We start from the raw sequence: 19,037 nt of genomic DNA, 5'->3' as shown, positions 1-19,037 counted from the left end.
TTTCGCCAGTAAAAAAACCGGGCCTTGAGCCCGGTTTTTTTGCGCCTGGCGCGCCGATCAGACTGGATCGGAGCCTGGCGGGACGAAATACAGACTGGGGCCGTCGATGCCGGGCAAGTCCAGTGTGCGGTCGTAGACCAGGCCCAGTTTCTCCAATACCCGGATCGAACCCTGATTGTGCGGCGCGGTGATGCCCACCACGTAGTGGATATCCAGTCGTGCGCGTCCGTGCTCCAGACAGGCGGCGCCGGCTTCGCTGGCGTAGCCGCGGCCCCAGTGGCGCGCCAGGAAGGCATAACCGATGTCGGGGTGGGGCAGGCTGTCGCGTTTGACCAGGCCGCAGATGCCGACCGGCTCGCCGCCGTCGCGCAGCGCCACCATCAGCAGACCGTGGCCATGCTGGCGGTAGCTGGCCTGCGGGCCTTTCTCGATGTAGTTGCGCGCGCCGGCCAGATCATGCACGTCCTTGTCGCCGATATTGGCGAGGAACGCGGGTTCGTTGACCAGCTCCAGGATGAAGGGGGCGTCGCTTTCCTGCAGCGGGCGCAGCAGCAGGCGCGGCGTTTCTATGTCTAGTGAGTGCACGGAATGAAGCTCAGGTGTGGGTGGGACAGATTACAGTGTGCCAGCGGGCAGGAGCTTAGCCAATAAAAAAAGCCGCGGTTTTCGCCGCGGCTTTTTTGCTTGGAGCAGGGGGGGGTCAGCACTCGACGATGTTGACCGGCACCTCGATCACGTTGATCGCCAGGCCGCCGCGCGCGGTTTCCTTGTACTTGGTGCTCATGTCCATGCCGGTGTCGCGCATGGTCTTGATCACGCGGTCCAGCGACACGAAGTGCTGGCCGTCGCCGCGCAGCGCCATCCGCACCGCGTTGATGGCCTTCACCGAAGCCATCGCGTTGCGTTCGATGCAAGGCACCTGCACCAGGCCGCCCACCGGATCGCAGGTCAGGCCCAGATTGTGCTCCATGCCGATCTCGGCGGCGTTTTCAACCTGTTCCGGCGTGCCGCCCATCACTTCGCACAGCGCGCCGGCGGCCATGGAGCAAGCAGAACCCACCTCGCCCTGACAGCCGACTTCGGCGCCGGAGATGGACGCGTTGAGCTTGAACAGGATGCCGATGGCGCCTGCGGTCAGCAGGAAGCGGACGATGCCGTCGTCGCTGGCGCCCGGCACGAAGCGGGCGTAGTAGTGCATCACTGCCGGGATGATGCCGGCCGCGCCATTGGTGGGGGCGGTGACCACGCGGCCGCCGGCGGCGTTTTCTTCGTTGACGGCCAGCGCGTACAGGTTGACCCAGTCCATCACCGTCAGCGGGTCGCGCATCGCGGCTTCCGGCGAGGCCAGCAGCTTGCGGTGCATGTCGGCGGCGCGGCGCTTCACCTTCATCCCGCCCGGCAGGATGCCTTCGCGCTCGCAGCCGCGTTTCACGCAGGCCTGCATCACGTTCCAGATGTTGAGCAGGCCGGCGCGCACTTCTTCCTCGCTGCGCCAGGACAGCTCGTTCTCCAGCATGATCTGGCTGATGCTCTTGCCGTGGCGCTGGCACAGCGCCAAGAGCTCGGCCGCGCTCTTGAACGGGTGCTTCAGCTCGGTGACGCCCGGCGGGACGAAGCCGGCGTCGATCGCCGCCTCATCCACCACGAAGCCGCCGCCTACCGAGTAGTAGGCGCGCTTGGACAGGCTTTCGCCGGCCGCGTCGAAGGCTTCGAAGATCATGCCGTTGGGGTGGTAGGGCAGGGTTTTCTTCTTGTGCAGGATCAGGTGCTCGCCTTCGACGAAATCGATCTCGCGCTTGCCCAGCAGCTTCAGTTTGCGCTGTTTGCGGATGGCGTCCAGCATGCCGTCCACGGCATCGGTGTCGATCAGGTCCGGCTGTTCGCCCTGCAGGCCCAGCAGCACCGCGACATCGGTGCCGTGGCCCTTGCCGGTGGCGCCCAGCGAGCCGAACATCTCGGCGCTGACGCGGACGGTGGCGTCCAGCTGGCCGTCCTTTTCCAGGCGGCTGATGAATTGGCGGGCGGCGCGCATCGGGCCCACGGTGTGGGAGCTGGATGGGCCGATGCCGATTTTGAACAGGTCGAAAACACTGATTGCCATGGTAATGCTTCTCTAAGGGAAATTCCCGGCTCGGGCCGGGTTGTTGTCGGGCGCCGCGAGGCGTCTCTTAGTTTGTATTGTAATGGTTGCCGGGCGAGGGTGCGCGGGCGGCGGATGATTGCGCCGCAGGCGAGTAGCCTGGCTGGCTCGTCGGCAGATTACCGCAGAGCGCAATCCCGCACCACCCTGTAGAGAATATGGTCTTATTTGGAATATGTCGTTGTTTTTTTAAGGGAATGCGAGGATGTCGAGCGCGGCGTGGAGGGATGCGTGGAACTGAAGTCAGAATGGTTGTCGTATTTTTGCTCATGGCATTTGCATGTCATTTTTGGAATTTAAAATCTACATTATTGAGTTTTGTGAAATTTATACGTTTTGAATGAATGAATGGTGGGTTTATCAATCAACTGTAGATTGATTACGTATTTTTACGTAATCCGATTATGTAAACAAATGGTTAACATTTGCGGAGAAATTTTAAACAAATTTAAACATTTACTCTAATTTCCGCGATGAACTTTGCCTCGAAAGCCGCCCGCCTGGGCGGCTTGCTCTTTCCCGCCTGGGTTTGCGCCGCCACCGTGCCGGATGCGGTGCTGCAACAGAACGACCAACAACTCCGCCACCAGCAACAACAACTGGAACAGCGCCGCCAGGAACTGCAGCAGCGCCCGGACGTATTCGCTCCAACGCCGGCGGCATCGCCGCAGACGATTGTTCCCGCTTCCGATGCCCAACACTGCTTCGCCCTGACGAGGGTGGAGCTGGACGGCGCGCCGGCCGGCTGGCTGGCCTGGCTGCAGCCGCTGGCCGACGCCGGCCTGGCCGGTTGCGTCGACCTGGCCCGGATCAACGGCCTGACGGCGGCGCTCACCAACGAGATGGTGGCGCGTGGCTTCGTCACCAGCCGGGTCTACCTGCCGGAACAGAACCTGCGCGGCGGCCAACTGCGGCTGGCGGTGGTGCCTGGCCGCATCCACGCGATCCGGCTGAAGGCGGGGGGCGGCGACATCGGCCTGCGTAGCGCTTTCCCAGCCGGGCCGGGCGACTTGCTCAATGTGCGCGACCTGGAGCAGGGCCTGGAGCAGCTGGGCCGGGTGCCGGGCCAGCAGGCGACGATGGAGCTGACGCCGGCCGACGCGCCGGGCGAGAGCGACGTGGTGGTGGATAGAAGCGGCGGCCGCTTGCTGTCCGGCATGCTGTCGCTGGACGATTCGGGCCAGAACGCTACCGGACGGCTGCAAACCTCCGGCAGCCTGACACTGGGCGGCGCCACCGGCCTCAACGACGCGCTGTCGCTGTCCTGGAGCCAGGACGCCGAGCATCTGGCGCATCCGCTGAGCCAGTCGGCGTCGCTGTCCTGGCTGCTGCCTCTGGGAAACTGGACCGGTTTTTTCAGCTACAGCGGCTTCGCCTACCACCAGACGGTGCAGGGGGTGAACCAAAGCTTCACCTCCAGCGGCCATAGCCGCAACACGCTGCTGTCGCTATCCCGTCTGTTGCGGCGCAACCAGAGCGGCAAGACCGAACTGAAGCTGAGCCTGACGCGCAAGGCGTCGCGCAGCTTCATCGAGGACGCCGAGGTGGTACAGCAACGGCGCGACCTGACCATCGCCGGGCTGGAGCTCAGCCACCGCCAGTACCTGGGCGAGGCGGTGCTGGATGGCTCGATCAGCTACCAGCGGGGCATCGGCGCATGGGGCGCGCAGCCGGACACGCTGGCGGCGCTGGGCGGCCCGACCGCCCGCCACGAGCTTTACCAGGGCAGGCTGGCGCTGCAGCTGCCGCTGCATGTCGCATCGCAGACGCTGCGCTGGAGCAGCGAGCTGCGCGGGCAGTACAGCCCGGACCTGCTGATGTCCAGCGAGCAGTTCTCTCTCGGCTGCCGCTGCACCGTGCGCGGCTTCAACGGCGAGACGCTGGTGGGGCAGAGCGGCTATTACCTGCGCAACGAGCTGAGCTGGCCGCTGCCGCCGGCCGGTCCGCTGGCGCTGGAGCCCTACCTGGGGCTGGATGCCGGCCAGATCGCGCGCCCGGCCTACGATGTTGGTCCGGTCCGCAGCCTGTCCGGCTGGGCCGCCGGCCTGCGCATGAGCTTGGGCGGCCATCTGTCCGCCGAACTCAGCCACGAGCGCGCGCTGCACCAGCCGCAGGGCTGGGATCGTCCCGCCATCACCCATTTCTCGATCACCGCGCAGTGGTGAGCCCGCTGCCCTGTCCCGTCTTGCTGAGCTGACATCATGAACAAACACTTTTATCGGATCATCTTCAACCAATCCCGCGGCCAACTGATGGTGGTGCAGGAAGACGCCAGCGGACAGGGCAAGGGCAATGGCGCGGAGAGCGTCGCCGCCACGCTGGCGGCGGCGTCCAAGGCATTCTCGCTGCGCCTCAGCGTGCTGTTGATCGGCCTGGGATTGGGCAGCAGCGCCCTGGCGGCCGACATCGCCGCTGACCCGCACGCGCCGGCGGGCAAGCAGCCGGGCGTGATCCAGTCGGCCAACGGCTTGCCGGTGGTGCAGATCGCCGCGCCCACCGCCGCCGGCGTATCGCACAACCAGTACCAGCAATTCAACGTCGGCCCCGGCGGCGCGCTGCTCAACAACAGCACGGTCAACGTCAATACCCAGCTGGCCGGCTACATCAGCGGCAACCCCAATCTGAAGAACGGCAGCGCCCGCATCATCCTCAACGAAGTGACGCAGGCCAACCCCTCGCAGCTGCGCGGCTACCTGGAAGTGGCAGGCCAGCGCGCGCAGGTGGTGATCGCCAACCCTTGGGGCATCAGCTGCAGCGGCTGCGGCTTCATCAACACCCCGCAAGTCACGCTGACCACCGGCGCGCCGCAGCTGAACGCCCAAGGCGCGCTGACCGGCTACCAGGTGGCCGGCGGCCGCGTCAGCATCGATGGCGCCGGCCTCAACGCCGCCAATGTCGACAGCTTCGCCATCATCAGCCGAGCGGTATCGATCAACGCCAATCTGTACGCGCAGAAGCTGGACTTGGTGCTGGGCCGCAATCAGGTGGACGCCGCCACGCTGGCGGCCCAGCCGTTGGCGGCAAGCCCGAGCGACGCCCCGGCCTTTGCGCTGGACGTGGCGCAGCTGGGCGGCATGTACGCCAACGCCATCAAGCTGGTGGGCACCGAGAAGGGCGTCGGCGTCAATCAGCTGGGCACCATGGCGGCCCAGGCCGGCGATCTGCAGTTGACCAGCGCCGGCGACCTTATCCTGCGCGGCCAGACCCATAGCCAGCAGAATCTGATCCTGCAGGCCGATGGCCAATTGCGGCACGACGGCGTCACCCGCGCCGAGGGCGCGATCCAGGCCGATATCGCCGGCCAGACCACGCTGCATCAGGCGCTCAGCGCCGGCGGGGACCTCACGCTGAACACAGGCTCGCTGCAAGGCGACGGCGCCTTGGCGGCCGGCGCCCAGGCCGACGGCAAGCTGACCGACCATGGCCGGCTGGCGGTGGCCAGCGCCGGCATGTTGCAGCACAGCGGTCAGCTGCTGGCCGGCGGCGACGTCAGTCTGAAGGCTGGCCAGGCCGATCTGTCTCACGCCACGGTCAGCGCCAGCCACGGCGCGCTGGACATCCGCGCCGCCGGCGACGTGAACGCGCAGCAGGCCCGGCTGAGCGCCGCCGGCGCCGCCCGGCTCACTCTCGACGGCCAGCTCGACAACCGTAGCGGCCAGTTCGCCGCCGCCCAGGTGGATTTGCAATTGGGCGCGCTGGACAACCGCCAGGGCAAGATCGTGCAGACCGGGCAAGCCGACTCGGCCTGGCGCATCAACGGCGAGACCGACAACCGCCAGGGCCTGCTCGCCAGCGCCGGCCACGGTCTGAAGCTGCAAAGCGGCAACCTAGACAACCGCGGCGGCGAAATCAGTCACGCCGGCGGCGGAGCGCTGCGCCTGAGCGCCGCCGCGCTCGACAACCGCGAACAAGGCCGCATCGCCAGCGATGGCCGGCTGGACGCGCAGGCGGCGCAACTGGACAACCGCCAGGGCCGGCTGGTCGGCGTCCTGTCGGCATCCGTCGACGCGCGCCAGCAGTTGAACAACGACGACGGCGTGCTGGGCAGCGACGGTAAGTTGGACCTGAGGGCCGGCGCGCTCGACAACGGCGCCGGCCTGATCCAGTCGGGCAAGGATCTGCAACTGAGCGCATCATCCCTGACCAACGCCGACAAGGGCCAGATCCTGGCGCTGGGCAAAGACGCGGTGAGCAAGGTGGATGTCAGCGGCGAGCTGCGCAACCAGGGCAAGCTGGCCGGCAACGCCGACCTGACCGTCAACGCGGCGACGATAGACAACGCCAAGGGCACCTTGCAGGCAGCGAACCATCTGGAGCTGAGCAAGCAAACCAGCCTGACCAACGACGGCGGCCATATCGCCGGCCAGAGTCTGACGCTTAAGGCGGACAGCCTGAGCAACCAGGCCGGTGAGATCTACGCCCAGCAGCAGCTGATCAGCCAGTTGAAGACGCTCGACAACAGCAAAGGCAGCGTCATCGGCGGGCAGGGTATCGATCTGACCGTTTCGGACCAGTTGCGCAACGATGGCGTGGTCGGCAGTGACGGCCAAGTGAAGCTGACTGCCGGCACGCTGGACAACGCCGCCGGCACCATTCAGTCCGGCAAGGACTTGCAGCTTAGCGCGTCGAGTCTGACCAACGCCGACAAGGGTCAGATTCTGGCGTTGGGCAAGGATGTGGCGAGCACGGTGGATGTCAGCGGCGAACTGCACAACCAGGGCAAGGTAGCCGGCAATGCCGACCTGACCGTCAACGCAGCCAGCATGGATAACGCTAAGGGCACGCTGCAGGCGGCGAATCATCTGGAGCTGAGCAAGCAAGTCACGCTGACCAACGATGGCGGCCATATCGTAGGCCAGAGCCTGAAGCTGAACGCCCACAGCTTGAGCAACCAGGCGGGTGAGATCTATGCCCAGCAGCAGCTGAGCAGCACGCTCAAGACGCTGAACAATGCCCAGGGCAGCCTGATCGGCGGCCAAGGCGTCGACCTCACCGCCAGCACCCTGTTGCATAACGACGGCGTGGTGGGCAGCGACGGCCAGGTCAAACTCACGACTGGCAAATTGGAGAACGCCGCCGGCACCATCCAGTCTGGCAAGGATTTGCAATTGACTGCCGCGTCTCTGACCAACGCCGACAAGGGCCAGATCCTGGCGTTGGGCAAGAACATTACCAGCCAGGTCGACGTCAGCGGCGAGTTGAGCAACCAAGGCAAACTGGCCGGCAACGCCGACCTGACCGTCAACGCGGCGACGATAGACAACGCCAAGGGCACGCTGCAAGCCGCCAGTCATCTGGAGCTGAGCAAGCAAACCAGCCTGACCAATGACGGTGGTCATATCGCTGGCCAGAGCCTGAAACTGAATGCCGACTCGCTGAGCAACCAGGCCGGCGAGATCTATGCCCAGCAGCAGCTGATGAGCCAACTGAAGACCCTCGACAATACCAAGGGCAGTGTCATTGGCGGCCAGGGCGTCGATCTCACCGCCAGCACCCTGTTGCATAACGACGGCGTGGTGGGCAGTGATGGCCAGGTCAAACTGACGGCTGGCAAGCTGGAGAACGTCGCCGGGACCATCCAGTCCGGCAAGGACCTGCAACTGACTGCCGCGTCCCTGACCAACGCCGACAAGGGCCAGATCCTGGCGTTGGGCAAGAACGCCGCCAGCACTGTTGACGTCAGCGGCGAGCTGCACAACCAGGGCAAACTGGCCGGCAACGCAGACCTGACTGTCAACGCGGCGGCGATAGACAATGCCAAGGGCACGCTGCAAGCGGTCAGCCATCTCGACCTGTCGAAACAATCCAGCTTGATTAACGATGGCGGCCACATCGCCGGCCAAAGTCTGAAGCTGAACGCCGACTCGCTCAGCAACCAGGCGGGTGAGATCTATGCCCAGCAGCAACTCACCAGCCAGCTGAAGACGTTCGACAACAGCAAGGGCAGCCTGATCGGCGGTCAGGGCGTCGATCTCACCGCCAGCAGCTTGCTACACAACGACGGCGTATTGGGTAGCGACGGCCAAGTGAAGCTGAGCGCCGGTACTCTGGAGAATGTGGCCGGCACCATCCAGTCCGGCAAGGACTTGCAGCTCAGCGCGTCGAGTCTGACCAACGCGGACAAAGGCCAGATCCTGGCGCTGGGCAAGGATGCGGCGAGCCAGGTGGATGTCAGCGGCGAGCTGCACAACCAGGGCAAGCTGGCAGGCAACGCAGACCTGACTGTCAACGCGGCGACGATAGACAATGCCAAGGGCGCGCTGCAAGCGGCTAGCCATCTCGACTTGTCGAAACAATCCAGCTTGATCAACGATGGCGGCCATATCGCCGGCCAGAGTTTGAAGCTGAATGCCGACTCGCTCAGCAATAAGGGCGGTGAATTGTATGCTCAAGGCCAATTGAGCAGCCAACTGAAGACCCTAGACAACAGCAAGGGTAGCCTGATCGGCGGCCAGGGCGTCGACCTCACCGTCAGCAGTCTGCTGCGCAACGACGGCGTGGTGGGCAGTGATGGCCAGGTGAAGCTGACTGCCGGCGCACTGGAGAACGTCGCCGGGACCATCCAGTCCGGCAAGGACCTGCAACTGACTGCCGCGTCCCTGACCAACGCCGACAAGGGCCAGATCCTGGCGTTGGGCAAGAACGCCGCCAGCACTGTTGACGTCAGCGGCGAGCTGCATAACCAGGGCAAGCTGGCCGGCAATGCCGACCTGACCGTTAACGCAGCCAGCATCGACAACGCCAAGGGCACCTTGCAGGCGGCCAGCCATCTGGAGCTGAGCAAGCAAAGCACGCTCACCAACGACGGCGGCCATATCGCCGGCCAGAGTTTGAAGCTGAATGCCGACTCGCTCAGCAATAAGGGCGGTGAATTGTATGCTCAAGGCCAATTGAGCAGCCAACTGAAGACCCTAGACAACAGCAAGGGTAGCCTGATCGGCGGCCAGGGCGTCGATCTCACTGTCAACAGCCTGCTGCACAATGGCGGCGTGGTCGGCAGCGATGGCCAAGTCAAGTTGAGCGCCGGCACGCTGGAGAACGCCGCCGGCACCATTCAGTCCGGCAAGGACCTGCAACTGACTGCCGCGTCCCTGACCAACGCCGACAAGGGCCAGATCCTGGCGCTGGGCAAAGACGCGGCGAGCAAGGTGGATGTCAGCGGCGAGCTGCACAACCAGGGCAAACTGGCCGGCAACGCCGACCTGACTGTCAACGCGGCGACGATAGACAATGCCAAGGGCACGCTGCAAGCGGCCAGCCATCTCGACCTGTCGAAACAATCCAGCTTGATCAACGATGGCGGCCACATCGCCGGCCAAAGTCTGAAGCTGAACGCCGACTCGCTCAGCAACCAGGCGGGTGAGATCTATGCCCAGCAGCAACTCACCAGCCAGCTGAAGACGTTCGACAACAGCAAGGGCAGCCTGATCGGCGGCCAGGGCGTCGACCTCACCGCCAGCACCCTGTTGCATAACGATGGCGTTGTCGGCAGCGATGGCCAAGTGAAGCTGAGCGCCGGTACGCTGGAGAACGCTGCTGGCACGATTCAATCGGGCAAGGATCTGCAGCTGACGGCAAGCAGCCTCACCAACGCCGACAAAGGCCAGATCCTGGCGTTGGGCAAGAACGCGGCGAGCAAGGTGGATGTCAGCGGCGAGCTGCATAACCAGGGCAAGGTCGCCGGCAACGCCGACCTGACCGTCAACGCGGCGACGATAGACAACAGCAAGGGCACCCTGCAGGCAGCCAGCCATCTGGAGCTGAGCAAGCAAAGCACGCTCACCAACGATGGCGGCCATATCGCCGCCCAAGGCCTGAACTTGAAGACCGACACCCTCAGCAACCAGTCCGGGGACATCCGCCAGATCGGCGCCGGCGAGGCCAAGCTGAAGATCGGCCAGGCCTTCCACAACCAGCAGGGCCAGTTGCTGAGCAACGGCGGTTTGACGCTGGACGCCGGCCAGCTAGACAACCGCCAGGGCACGCTGGGCAGCCAGGGCGCGCAGGCCCTTACTGTGCGGCAGGATCTGAACAACCAGGGCGGCACGCTGGCCAGCGGCCAGGCGCTGACGCTGACCTTGCAGGGCGCGCTGGATAACCAGAAGGGGGTAGTGCAGGGCGACAGCTTGCAACTGGACGCCGCCAGCCTGGATAACCGCGGCGGCGGAATCAAGGGGCTGGGCGCCGGCGATAGCCGGATTCAGCTGGATGGCAAGCTGGACAACTCCGCCGCCGGCGCGCTGGCCGCCAACGGCAACCTGACGCTGACCGCCAATCAACTGGACAACAGCGGCAGCATGCTGCAAAGCGCCGCCAAGCTGGATGTCCAACTGAAGCAGGACGCGCAAAACGGCGGCGGCACGTTGCAGGCCGGCCTGCTGAAACTCAGCGCCGCCAGCCTGGGCAACCAGCATGGCCAGATCGGCCAGGCAGGCGCGGGGCAGGCCACGCTGGCCATCAGCGGCCAGATCGACAACAGCAAGCAGGGCAAGATCACCTCCGGCGGCCAGCTGCAAGTGACCGCAGGCGACCTCAACAACAACCAGGGCGTGCTCAGCAGCCAGGGCGACCTGACCTTGAGCGGCAAGGCGCTGAACAACCAGCAGGGCACGCTGGGCAGCAACGGCGCGTTGACGCTGAACGCCGGCAGCCTGGACAACAGCGGCGGCCTGCTGCAAGCCGGCCAGACGCTGCAACTGGACAGCGGCAGCCTGCGCAACGCCGGCGGCAAAGTACTGGCGCTGGGCGCCGGCGACAGCCGGCTGACCGTGACCGGCCAACTGGTCAACGGCGGCCAGATCGCCGGCAACGGCAACTGGCAGATGAAAGCGCAGGGCCTGGACAACGGCGGCGGCAGCGTCTACGGCCAGCGCAACCTAGCCATCGACACGGTGTCGCTGGCCAATGCCGGCAGCCTGCTGGCGGGGCAAGACCTGTCGCTGAAGCTGCAGGGCGACTTCGTCAACGCCGCCGGCACCCAGCTGCAAGCCAACCGCAACCTCAGCGTCAGCGCCAGCGGCAACCTGGTCAATAACGGCCAGCTGCAAAGCAGCGGCAATCTCAGCCTGACGGGCGTCAACTGGACCAACAACGGCAGCGTCAACATCGGCGGCACGCTTAGCACCCAGCTCAGCCAGAGCCTGGTCAATGCCGGCAGCCTGGGCGCGGGCGCGCTGGACATTCATGCCGCCAGCCTCAGCAATACCGCCTCCATCACCGCCGGCGACATCGCCATCCAGGCCGGCAGCCTGGACAACAGCGGCGGCAAGGCGCTGCTGGCTTCGGCCGGGGGCATGGCGCTGAATATCGGCGGCACGCTGAATAACCATGACGGCGCCTGGTTATATAGCCAGGGGGATATGCGGATTGGACAATCCGGCGCGGCGGTGGGGCAGGTGGTGAATCACATCGCGACCTTGCAGTCGGATGGGAATATGTTTATTGAGGCCGGGAGGGTGAGTAATGAGTCGAATCCGGTTTCTGTTAATAAAACCTCTACTAAAAGAACTATTGTGCAAGATGCTTTTTTTATTCCAACAAAAGTGGTGAAGGAACCAACTTGTGAGAGTGTCGGTGATTCTGGTGGTAGGACGGTGTGTGCTAATGATGGAATAAGCTATCGCTATTTTAATGATGGCTTGAGATTCGACTCGACGAAAAATATATTGTTTGTCGCGGATTTTTCTTTTGCAAGTGGTTATGGTGGTGGTCTATATAGTCAAGAGAATGTTCTTTATAATGGTAAGTATGTCACCCCGTATGAATTGGGTGCTCATTTGGGGGTGTCCGTAAAGCTGGATGAGTATAAAAGAGTGTCTGATATTGCAGTTGTAGAGGATCAGGTATCTGCGCAGCCGCGAGTAGCTAATTTATTGGTTGGGTCTGGTTTGGTTGTAAATGTAAATGATTTTCAGAATAGATATAGCTCAGTCAATGTTGGTGGTGATGCTCATGTAAGTGGAACTCTTCAAAATGTTGGGCAGGATTTGAATAAGACGGTAGTGACTGTTGAGACTAGTTTCTATAAAGGATTTCCTGGTAATTACTATAAAGAGTGGAGTGACTCATCTACAAGGCAGCAAGTAGAAAAAATAGGCTCCCTTGATGCTGTTTTTTCCACCAACCAACATCTAAGCCTACAAGCCCCCACCATCGTCAATGGCAAGGACGCGGCGCGGGTGAGTGTGTCCACGGTGACCGGCAATGCCGTCAATAACCAGTCAGCGGTCAACCAAACCCAAGGGCAGGCGATCAATGGCGCCGGCCAGCAGGCCGCGACAGCGGGTCGAACTTTGCAAGGCAGCGTGGGTGAGGCGCAGGGCGCGCAATTGAACGGCGCGCTGTCCAGCGTGGCCGGCCAGGCCTTGGGCGGAACTGCGGTGCAGGGCGAGGCGGGCAAGAGCCTGCAGGGCATGGTGGGCCAGACCCAGGGCACGCAGTTGAACGGCGCGCTGTCCGGCGCGGATGGCCAGAAACTGAAGAATGGCGGGGTCGATGCCGCCGCGGCTAGCCAGTTGGCCAAGGCTTATCCTCCGGCCCCAGCCAACCAGCAGGTGACCCTGTCCGCTGGCGGCGCCAAGGCCGCCAATCCGGTGGAGAAGGGCTACGCCGTGCCGGACAACGGCCTGTTCCACGCCAAGCCGGCACCGCAGCAGCCTTACCTGGTGGAAACCAACCCGCAATTCACCCAGTACAGCAATTTCATCTCGTCCGACTACCTGCTCAAGCAGCTGAATTACGACCCGAGCAAGGTGGAGAAGCGCCTGGGCGACGGCTTCTACGAGCAGCAGCTGGTCACCCGCGCCGTCACCGACATGACCGGCAAGCGCTTCCTGTCCGGCTATGGCAGCGCGATGCAGCAATACCAGCAGCTGATGAGCAACGGCGCGCAGTACGCCAAGCAGTTCCAGCTGACGCCGGGCATGGCGCTGTCGGCCGAGCAGATGGCCAAGCTGACGTCCGACATGGTGTGGCTGGTGAAGCAGAACGTGGGCGGCCAGGACGTGCTGGTGCCCATGGTCTATCTGGCCAATGCCGATCAGAAATCGCTGCGTGGACAAGGCGCGGTGCTGGCCGGCAACAGCATGAGCCTGTTGGCCAGCGGCGATCTGGTCAACACCGGCACGCTGAAGTCCGACACCGCGCTGCTGGCGCAGGCCAACAATATCCGCATCGAAGGCGGCAAGGTGCAGGCCGGCGGCGATCTGGGCCTGCTCGCCGCGCAGAACCTGACCATCACCGACGACAGCCAGCACAGCCAGGCCGGCAGCAGCGTCAGGGCCGGCGGCGACTTGCAGCTGCAAGCCGGCAATGATCTGAAACTGCAGGCGGCGGCCATCGACGCGGCCGGCAACGCCAGCCTGCAGGCCGGCCACGATCTGGACATCCTCAGCCGCGAAACCCGTTATGACCTGGGCGGCGGCAACTGGTACAGCAGCTACCAATACCAGCAGGCCGACCACGTCGGCAGCCAGCTCAATATCGGCGGCAGCCTGGCGCTCGCCGCCGGCAACGACCTGACCCTGTCCGGCAGCGCCGCCAAGGCGGGCGGCAGCGTGCTGGCCTCCGCCGGCGGCAGCCTGACCATGGAGTCCACGCTGGACAGCAAGCACGGTGCGGGCAGCTGGTGGGGCGGCGGCTACGATACGCTGAGCCAAACCCGCAATGCCTCGTTGCTGCAAGGCGGCGGCGATGTATTGCTGAAAGCCGGCGGCGACCTGAGCCTGACCGGCTCCACCGCGCAATCCACCGGCGGCAGCCTGACGGCCCTGGCCGGCAAGCAGCTGAGCGTGCAGAGCGAGGTCAATACCCAGCACGACATCGGCTACAACTGGGGCAACAGCCATAACTGGCAAGCCGACAGCCTGACCGTGGCCGGCCTGGCCGGCAAGGGCGACCTGCAACTGCGCGCCGGCGGCGACGCGCTGCTTAACGGCGCCAGCCTGGCCAGCGGCGGCAAGCTGGCCCTGTCCGCCGGCAACGATATCAAGCTGGGCGCGGTGGCGACGGAAAGCCGCAACGACAACACCTGGGGCGAGACCATCCGCAACAACTACGACCTCACCCAGCACGGCACCGCCGCGCATGGCGAGGGCGGATTGATTTTGCAGGCGGGGCGCGACATCTCCACCCAGGCCGCCAGCTTGACCAGCAACGGCCAGGAAGCGCTGGTGGCCGGGCGCGACGTCACGCTCGGCAGCGCCGAGGAGCGGCACAGCGATTACAGCAAGACCGTGCACCACTCCAGCGGCTGGTTCAGCAGCAGCACCACCACCGATATCGTGGCCCACGAGAGCACGCACGAAGCTGGCAGCACGGTATCGGCCGATACGCTGATCCTCAAGGGCCAGCGCGACATCAACATCCACGCCAGCCAGGTGGCGGGCAGCGGCGACGTGACGCTGGACGCCGGCCGCAATCTCAACATCACTTCCGGCACCGATACCAGCCGCTTGTTCCAGTACCACAAAGAGGAGACCTCAGGCCTGTTCTCCGGCGGCGGCCTGGGCTTCACTATCGGCAGCAAGGAACTGACGCAGCAGATGGACGGCGCGGGCACCACCCAAAGCCAGAACCGCAGCCTGGTGGGCAGCATAGGCGGCAATCTGAACATCAAGACCGGCGACACCCTCACCCTGCAGGGCAGCGACGTCACCGCCGGCGGCAATCTGCTGCTGGACGCCAAGAAGCAGAACCTGGACGTGGCGGTGGACACCTGGCACAGCGTGCAGAAGACCGTCAGCAAGTCCAGCGGCCTGACGCTGCAGCTCACCAGCCCGCTGATCAACGGCTTGCAGGCGATGGAGTCCGCCACCGAGACCGCGCTCAAGAGCAAGGACGACCGCGTCAAGGCGCTGTCCACCGCCACCGCCGCGCTGGCCGGCTACAACAGCTACACCGCCTACCAGCAAGCGATGAGCGACGCTGGCCAGAAGACCAAGGGCGGCATCAAACTGAGCCTGATGATTGGCGGCAGCCGCAGCGAAAGCACCACCGTCAGCGACAGCCATAACGAAAGCGGCAGCCTGCTCAAGGCCAGCGGCAATGTGATGGATCTGGCGCATGGCGCGGGCAAGGACAGCACCATCACCGCCAAGGGCGCGCAGTTCATCGCCGGCAAAGACCTCACCCTGCAGGCCGAAGGCGACATCACCCTGTTGGCGGCCAAGAGCGCCAGCAGCGAGCACACCACCAGCAGCGCCAGCAGTGGCGGGGTGGGTGTCATGATCGGCTTCGAGAAAGACAAGCCCAAAGGCGGCATCACCGCCAATGTCAGCCTCAGCCGCGGCCACGTGGACGGCAACAGCAGCCAGTACCAGCTGAGCGAACTGAATGCCGGCGGCAAGCTGAACCTGCAGTCCGGCGGCAACTTCACGTTGCAGGGCATCGCCAGCGGCCAGCAGGTGATGGGCGATATCGCTGGCGACCTCAAGATCGATAGCCTGCAGGACACCAACACCTACCACAGCCTGAATCAATCGATCAGCGCCGAAGGCACTTATAACGGCAGCTTCAGCGGCTCGGTCAGCCTCAGCCAGCAGAAAATGGACGCCGATTACGCCAGCGTGCAGCGCCAGTCAGGCATCCAGGCCGGCGACGGCGGCTTCCAGCTGACGGTGAAAGGCGCCACCATGCTGAACGGAGCGGAAATCGCCAGCACCGACAAGGCGGCGCGGGACGGCAAGAACAGCCTGCAAACCGGCGCATTGGTGCTGAAGGACATCGACAACCACGCCGACTTCACCGCCAGCAGCATCAGCGTCTCCGCCGGCACCGATGGCGTAACCGGCATGGCCATGGCCGCGTCGGACCACGACAACAGCACCACCCGCGCCGGCATCAGCGCCGGCAGCCTGACCATCACCGACAGCGCGCTGCAACAGGCGAAAACCGGTCAAACGGCTGAACAGGCGGCAGCCTCGGCCAACCGCGACGTCAGCACTGGCCGCGACGGCAGCGGCAAGCTGGCCAACAACTTCAACGCCAGCGAAGTGCAGGGCTTGTTTGATGCCGCCAACGCGCTGAACCAGCAGGTGGGGACATTCATCTCCAACAAGATGGAAGCGGCCAAGGCGGCGAAGGAGGAGTTGAAACAGGCAGAAGATCGCGGCATGTCGAAGGACAGCGATGAGTACCAGAAGCTTCAGCAGGCTGCTATCGACACTGAGGCGGATGCCGCCAAATGGGCGCCCGGCAGTAAAAATGGTCAAGTGACGACAGCTATCTTGGCAGGTATCACCGGTAACCTAGCCAATGGCTTGACCGGCATGGCGCAGAATGCGGGCTTGGCATACCTGCAGGGAATGGGGGCGCAGGAGGTAAAAGCTTATTTGCAAGACCTCAGCAACCATGGCATGCCGGAAGGACAAACGGAAGCCCTGCGTACCGTGCTGCAGGCCGCAGTAGGATGCGCTGGCGCTGCGGCGAGCGGACAAAATTGTGGCGCGGCAGCTGCGGGGGGAGCTTCCGCAGTGGCGTTGAACAATGCGTTGAATGTGCTGCAGCATCTGAAGCCGGAAGACATGAATGCCGAGCAGAAGGCGGACCGGGAGAATCTGGTCAATGCGCTAGTAGCCGGTGTGTCGGTGGGGACAGGAGGCGCTTCGACAGCCGCGACGACGGTGAACGCGGCGAAGACGGAGATGGAGAACAATGCTTTCGCGGACTGGCAGATTCCAGTGCGTGGCGGCAAGGATATCCAGAAAATCGTCAAAGATGCGGAAAAGAAGGGTAGCGCTTTCGCTCTGAAGACCTTGGCGGATCAATTACCGATTGTTGGTACGGCACTATCGTTACGAGATGCCAAGGATGCAACGGATGTCATGCTGTCTCTGGCAAGTGGTTTACCGGATGCAGGCCTGCTCGTATCGTTGGCAAAAGAAGCGAAAGCAGCAGTAGCAATGGGGGACCTTGCCGCAGCAAACAAGTATTTGAGTGAGGCAAAAACAGAGATTGTCAGTTTCTGTACCAACGGCGCATGTTTCGTAGCAGGTACGCCGATCTTGACCGATAAGGGCTTGAAGCCAGTTGAGACTTTTGTTGGTGGGGAGCTGGTTTGGTCGCGCAGCGATGAAACGGGAGAGTATGGCTTCCGCCCGGTTGTAGCTCATAAAGCCACTGCGGATCAGGACATTTTCAGGGTCGTGGTGGAAGATGCGGCAGGTAAGCAGGAGGTGTTGAGGACGACGGCCGAGCACCCATTCTGGATCAAGGATTGGGGATGGAGGAAGGCGGCGTTGCTTCAGCCTGGCATGACTTTGCTGGACAAGGCTGATGGCTTGTTGACGGTGATCAGCCAGGGGAAAGAGGCCGTACGGGAAACTGTTTTCAACATCCAGGTAGCGGAATTTCAAACTTACCACGTGGGTGAGCTTGGGATTTGGGTGCACAACGCTAATTGTTGCCCAGTAGATGCCACGAAGTATGGAGGGAAACTTTTAGGAGCAGATGGCACTGCAACCGCTAGTAAGACAATTTGGAAAGGGGTGGGGAAAGAAAGAATTGATGTGGAAAATCCTAATCCTGGGAAACGAGCCGGTCAATTGCATTATCAGGATAATGATGGAAATAAATATATTTTTGATCCAAATTCATGGCAGTTTTTTGATCTGAAACGTGGTGAGGTGGCTCCGAAAGCCATTCAGAATTTATTGAAGGATAATAGATTTGAAAAGGCTGTGCATAAAGGGTTGGAGCAATATTTGGGAGTTAAGAGATGAGATTTTTTAATTCGAAGATGGCTAAGATGTTGAGCTCTTTTTCTGAGGGGAATCTTGGAAGCGGTTTAAGTGATATTTTAAATGATGGATTTGTTTTTGATGAGGGTTGTATCTTTTTTTCAAAGTTTTGGGATGGTGGTGATGTTGTTGGTGGTAGTGAGTTGTGTGGGGGGGTGAGTGGATTGGAAGCTGTTATAAATAAATTCCATGTAGAGGATTTTGTTGATGACCCGTCTGATGTTTTTGGTCAGGCAATGGCATTTCTTGAGTCTTTTTGTAAGGAATGGAAGTCGTGTACTTCGGAGAAAGGAGCTGTATTTATTAGTTATGATGAATCAGAACTGGGTGAGGTGTGCGTTTTTAGATTTCATGTGCTTAGAGATCAGGATCTTTGGATGGATGTAAATAATATTGATAAACTTGAGGAGGCAATGCTTGTTAACATAATAGAGTGAGGTCCGTAGGTTGGGCTTCGCAAGCTCAGCCCAACCTACGGACCTTTAAAATTCCGGGGGCAATATGTAGTTATCCAAAATAACATGGAAGGACATGATTTTGGTGAAGTTGGTGATCAAGGACCGCACTTTAACCTTAGACCGAGTGACGGGTTGAAGAATGGGCATGTTGATGGTTCTAAAGATCATTACTATGTGTTTCCGGGGAGGAAGAAATGAAGATTCAAAAAGATATTATCAGCAATGTTTTTTTCCTAGATAAAATCTATGATGGACTATGGGATCGGATATGGGATGATGGTGTGGATTTGATAAGGCTGGAGTTTTCTCCGATGTCGGATTTGCTTCGTTTTGTGATTAAGGTTAGGAAAGAGCCAAGTGCGCCGCCTAAGAAATGGGTGGTATGCAATTATATCCATATCATGTTTGTTGTTCAGGTGCCTAGAAACTTAAAAGCGCTGCAAAATGAAGTAATTTCTGATGACTGTAATCCTATCGATCTTGTGATAGAAAGTAGTGCTGAAGGTTATGTTTCGGTGGTTATGTCCGGAGGCATGGATGTTAGTTTTAGCGCAAGTGCAATATCTGTTTCTGAGATAACGCCAGGGTAATTATTGCTCTGTTGGCGTAAATGCGTTGCTTCATGCTCATGCAATTAATCAATTTGGGAATAACTTGTCGGTCCAGCTGGTCGCGAAAAGTACGATGATTTCCATGTTTGGA

Annotated in this window: 6 protein-coding genes and 1 pseudogene; 5 read left to right on the top strand and 2 right to left on the bottom strand. The window is 61.8% G+C overall.

All coding sequences use genetic code 11. The features are described 5' to 3' along the window. Window positions 1–57: 57 nt before the first annotated feature. Together BKX93_RS05055 and BKX93_RS05050 are read right to left on the bottom strand one after the other, a co-directional pair. Complete coding sequence (locus BKX93_RS05055; RefSeq protein WP_046159041.1) at window positions 58–585, bottom strand: GNAT family N-acetyltransferase; 528 nt, start codon at window positions 583–585, stop codon at window positions 58–60. A 115-nt stretch (window positions 586–700) separates the two neighbouring features. Then, window positions 701–2,101: an L-serine ammonia-lyase gene (locus BKX93_RS05050; protein WP_046167519.1), complete on the bottom strand. Its 1,401-nt coding sequence runs from the start codon at window positions 2,099–2,101 to the stop codon at window positions 701–703. Window positions 2,102–2,613: 512 nt separating this feature from the next. Between BKX93_RS05050 and BKX93_RS05045 the strand changes: the two genes are divergently transcribed. From BKX93_RS05045 to BKX93_RS24565, 5 genes and pseudogenes are all read left to right on the top strand, one after another. Next, window positions 2,614–4,305 (top strand): ShlB/FhaC/HecB family hemolysin secretion/activation protein, encoded by a 1,692-nt coding sequence (locus BKX93_RS05045; protein ID WP_052717485.1) that lies wholly within the window; start codon window positions 2,614–2,616, stop codon window positions 4,303–4,305. A 36-nt stretch (window positions 4,306–4,341) separates the two neighbouring features. Then, window positions 4,342–17,859, top strand: a complete 13,518-nt coding sequence (locus BKX93_RS05040) for a two-partner secretion domain-containing protein (RefSeq protein WP_070979000.1) — start codon at window positions 4,342–4,344, stop codon at window positions 17,857–17,859. Beyond that, the gene (locus tag BKX93_RS24570) at window positions 17,856–18,314 is read left to right on the top strand and encodes a hypothetical protein (protein WP_145929274.1); all 459 of its coding nucleotides are present in this window, start codon (window positions 17,856–17,858) and stop codon (window positions 18,312–18,314) included. The genes BKX93_RS05040 and BKX93_RS24570 overlap by 4 nt, the downstream gene beginning before the upstream one ends. Before the next feature lie 63 nt (window positions 18,315–18,377). Beyond that, window positions 18,378–18,533 (top strand): annotated as a pseudogene (locus BKX93_RS25980) (HNH/endonuclease VII fold putative polymorphic toxin); the annotation flags it as partial. Further along, window positions 18,530–18,925, top strand: a complete 396-nt coding sequence (locus tag BKX93_RS24565) for an Imm50 family immunity protein (RefSeq protein WP_145929273.1) — start codon at window positions 18,530–18,532, stop codon at window positions 18,923–18,925. The pseudogene BKX93_RS25980 and the gene BKX93_RS24565, both read left to right, overlap by 4 nt. Window positions 18,926–19,037: the final 112 nt, after the last annotated feature.

This window comes from Chromobacterium vaccinii (genome assembly GCF_001855275.1).
In the GTDB taxonomy this organism is placed as follows: Bacteria; Pseudomonadota; Gammaproteobacteria; order Burkholderiales; family Chromobacteriaceae; genus Chromobacterium; species Chromobacterium vaccinii.
This window is presented reverse-complemented; position numbering and strand designations above follow the sequence as displayed.

Coding starts and splice junctions, on each gene's coding strand:
- BKX93_RS05050 (WP_046167519.1), bottom strand. CDS start 2,101: ATGGCAATCAGTGTTTTCGACCTGTTCAAAATCGGCATCGGCCCATCC.
- BKX93_RS05045 (WP_052717485.1), top strand. CDS start 2,614: ATGAACTTTGCCTCGAAAGCCGCCCGCCTGGGCGGCTTGCTCTTTCCC.
- BKX93_RS05040 (WP_070979000.1), top strand. CDS start 4,342: ATGAACAAACACTTTTATCGGATCATCTTCAACCAATCCCGCGGCCAA.
- BKX93_RS24570 (WP_145929274.1), top strand. CDS start 17,856: ATGAGATTTTTTAATTCGAAGATGGCTAAGATGTTGAGCTCTTTTTCT.
- BKX93_RS24565 (WP_145929273.1), top strand. CDS start 18,530: ATGAAGATTCAAAAAGATATTATCAGCAATGTTTTTTTCCTAGATAAA.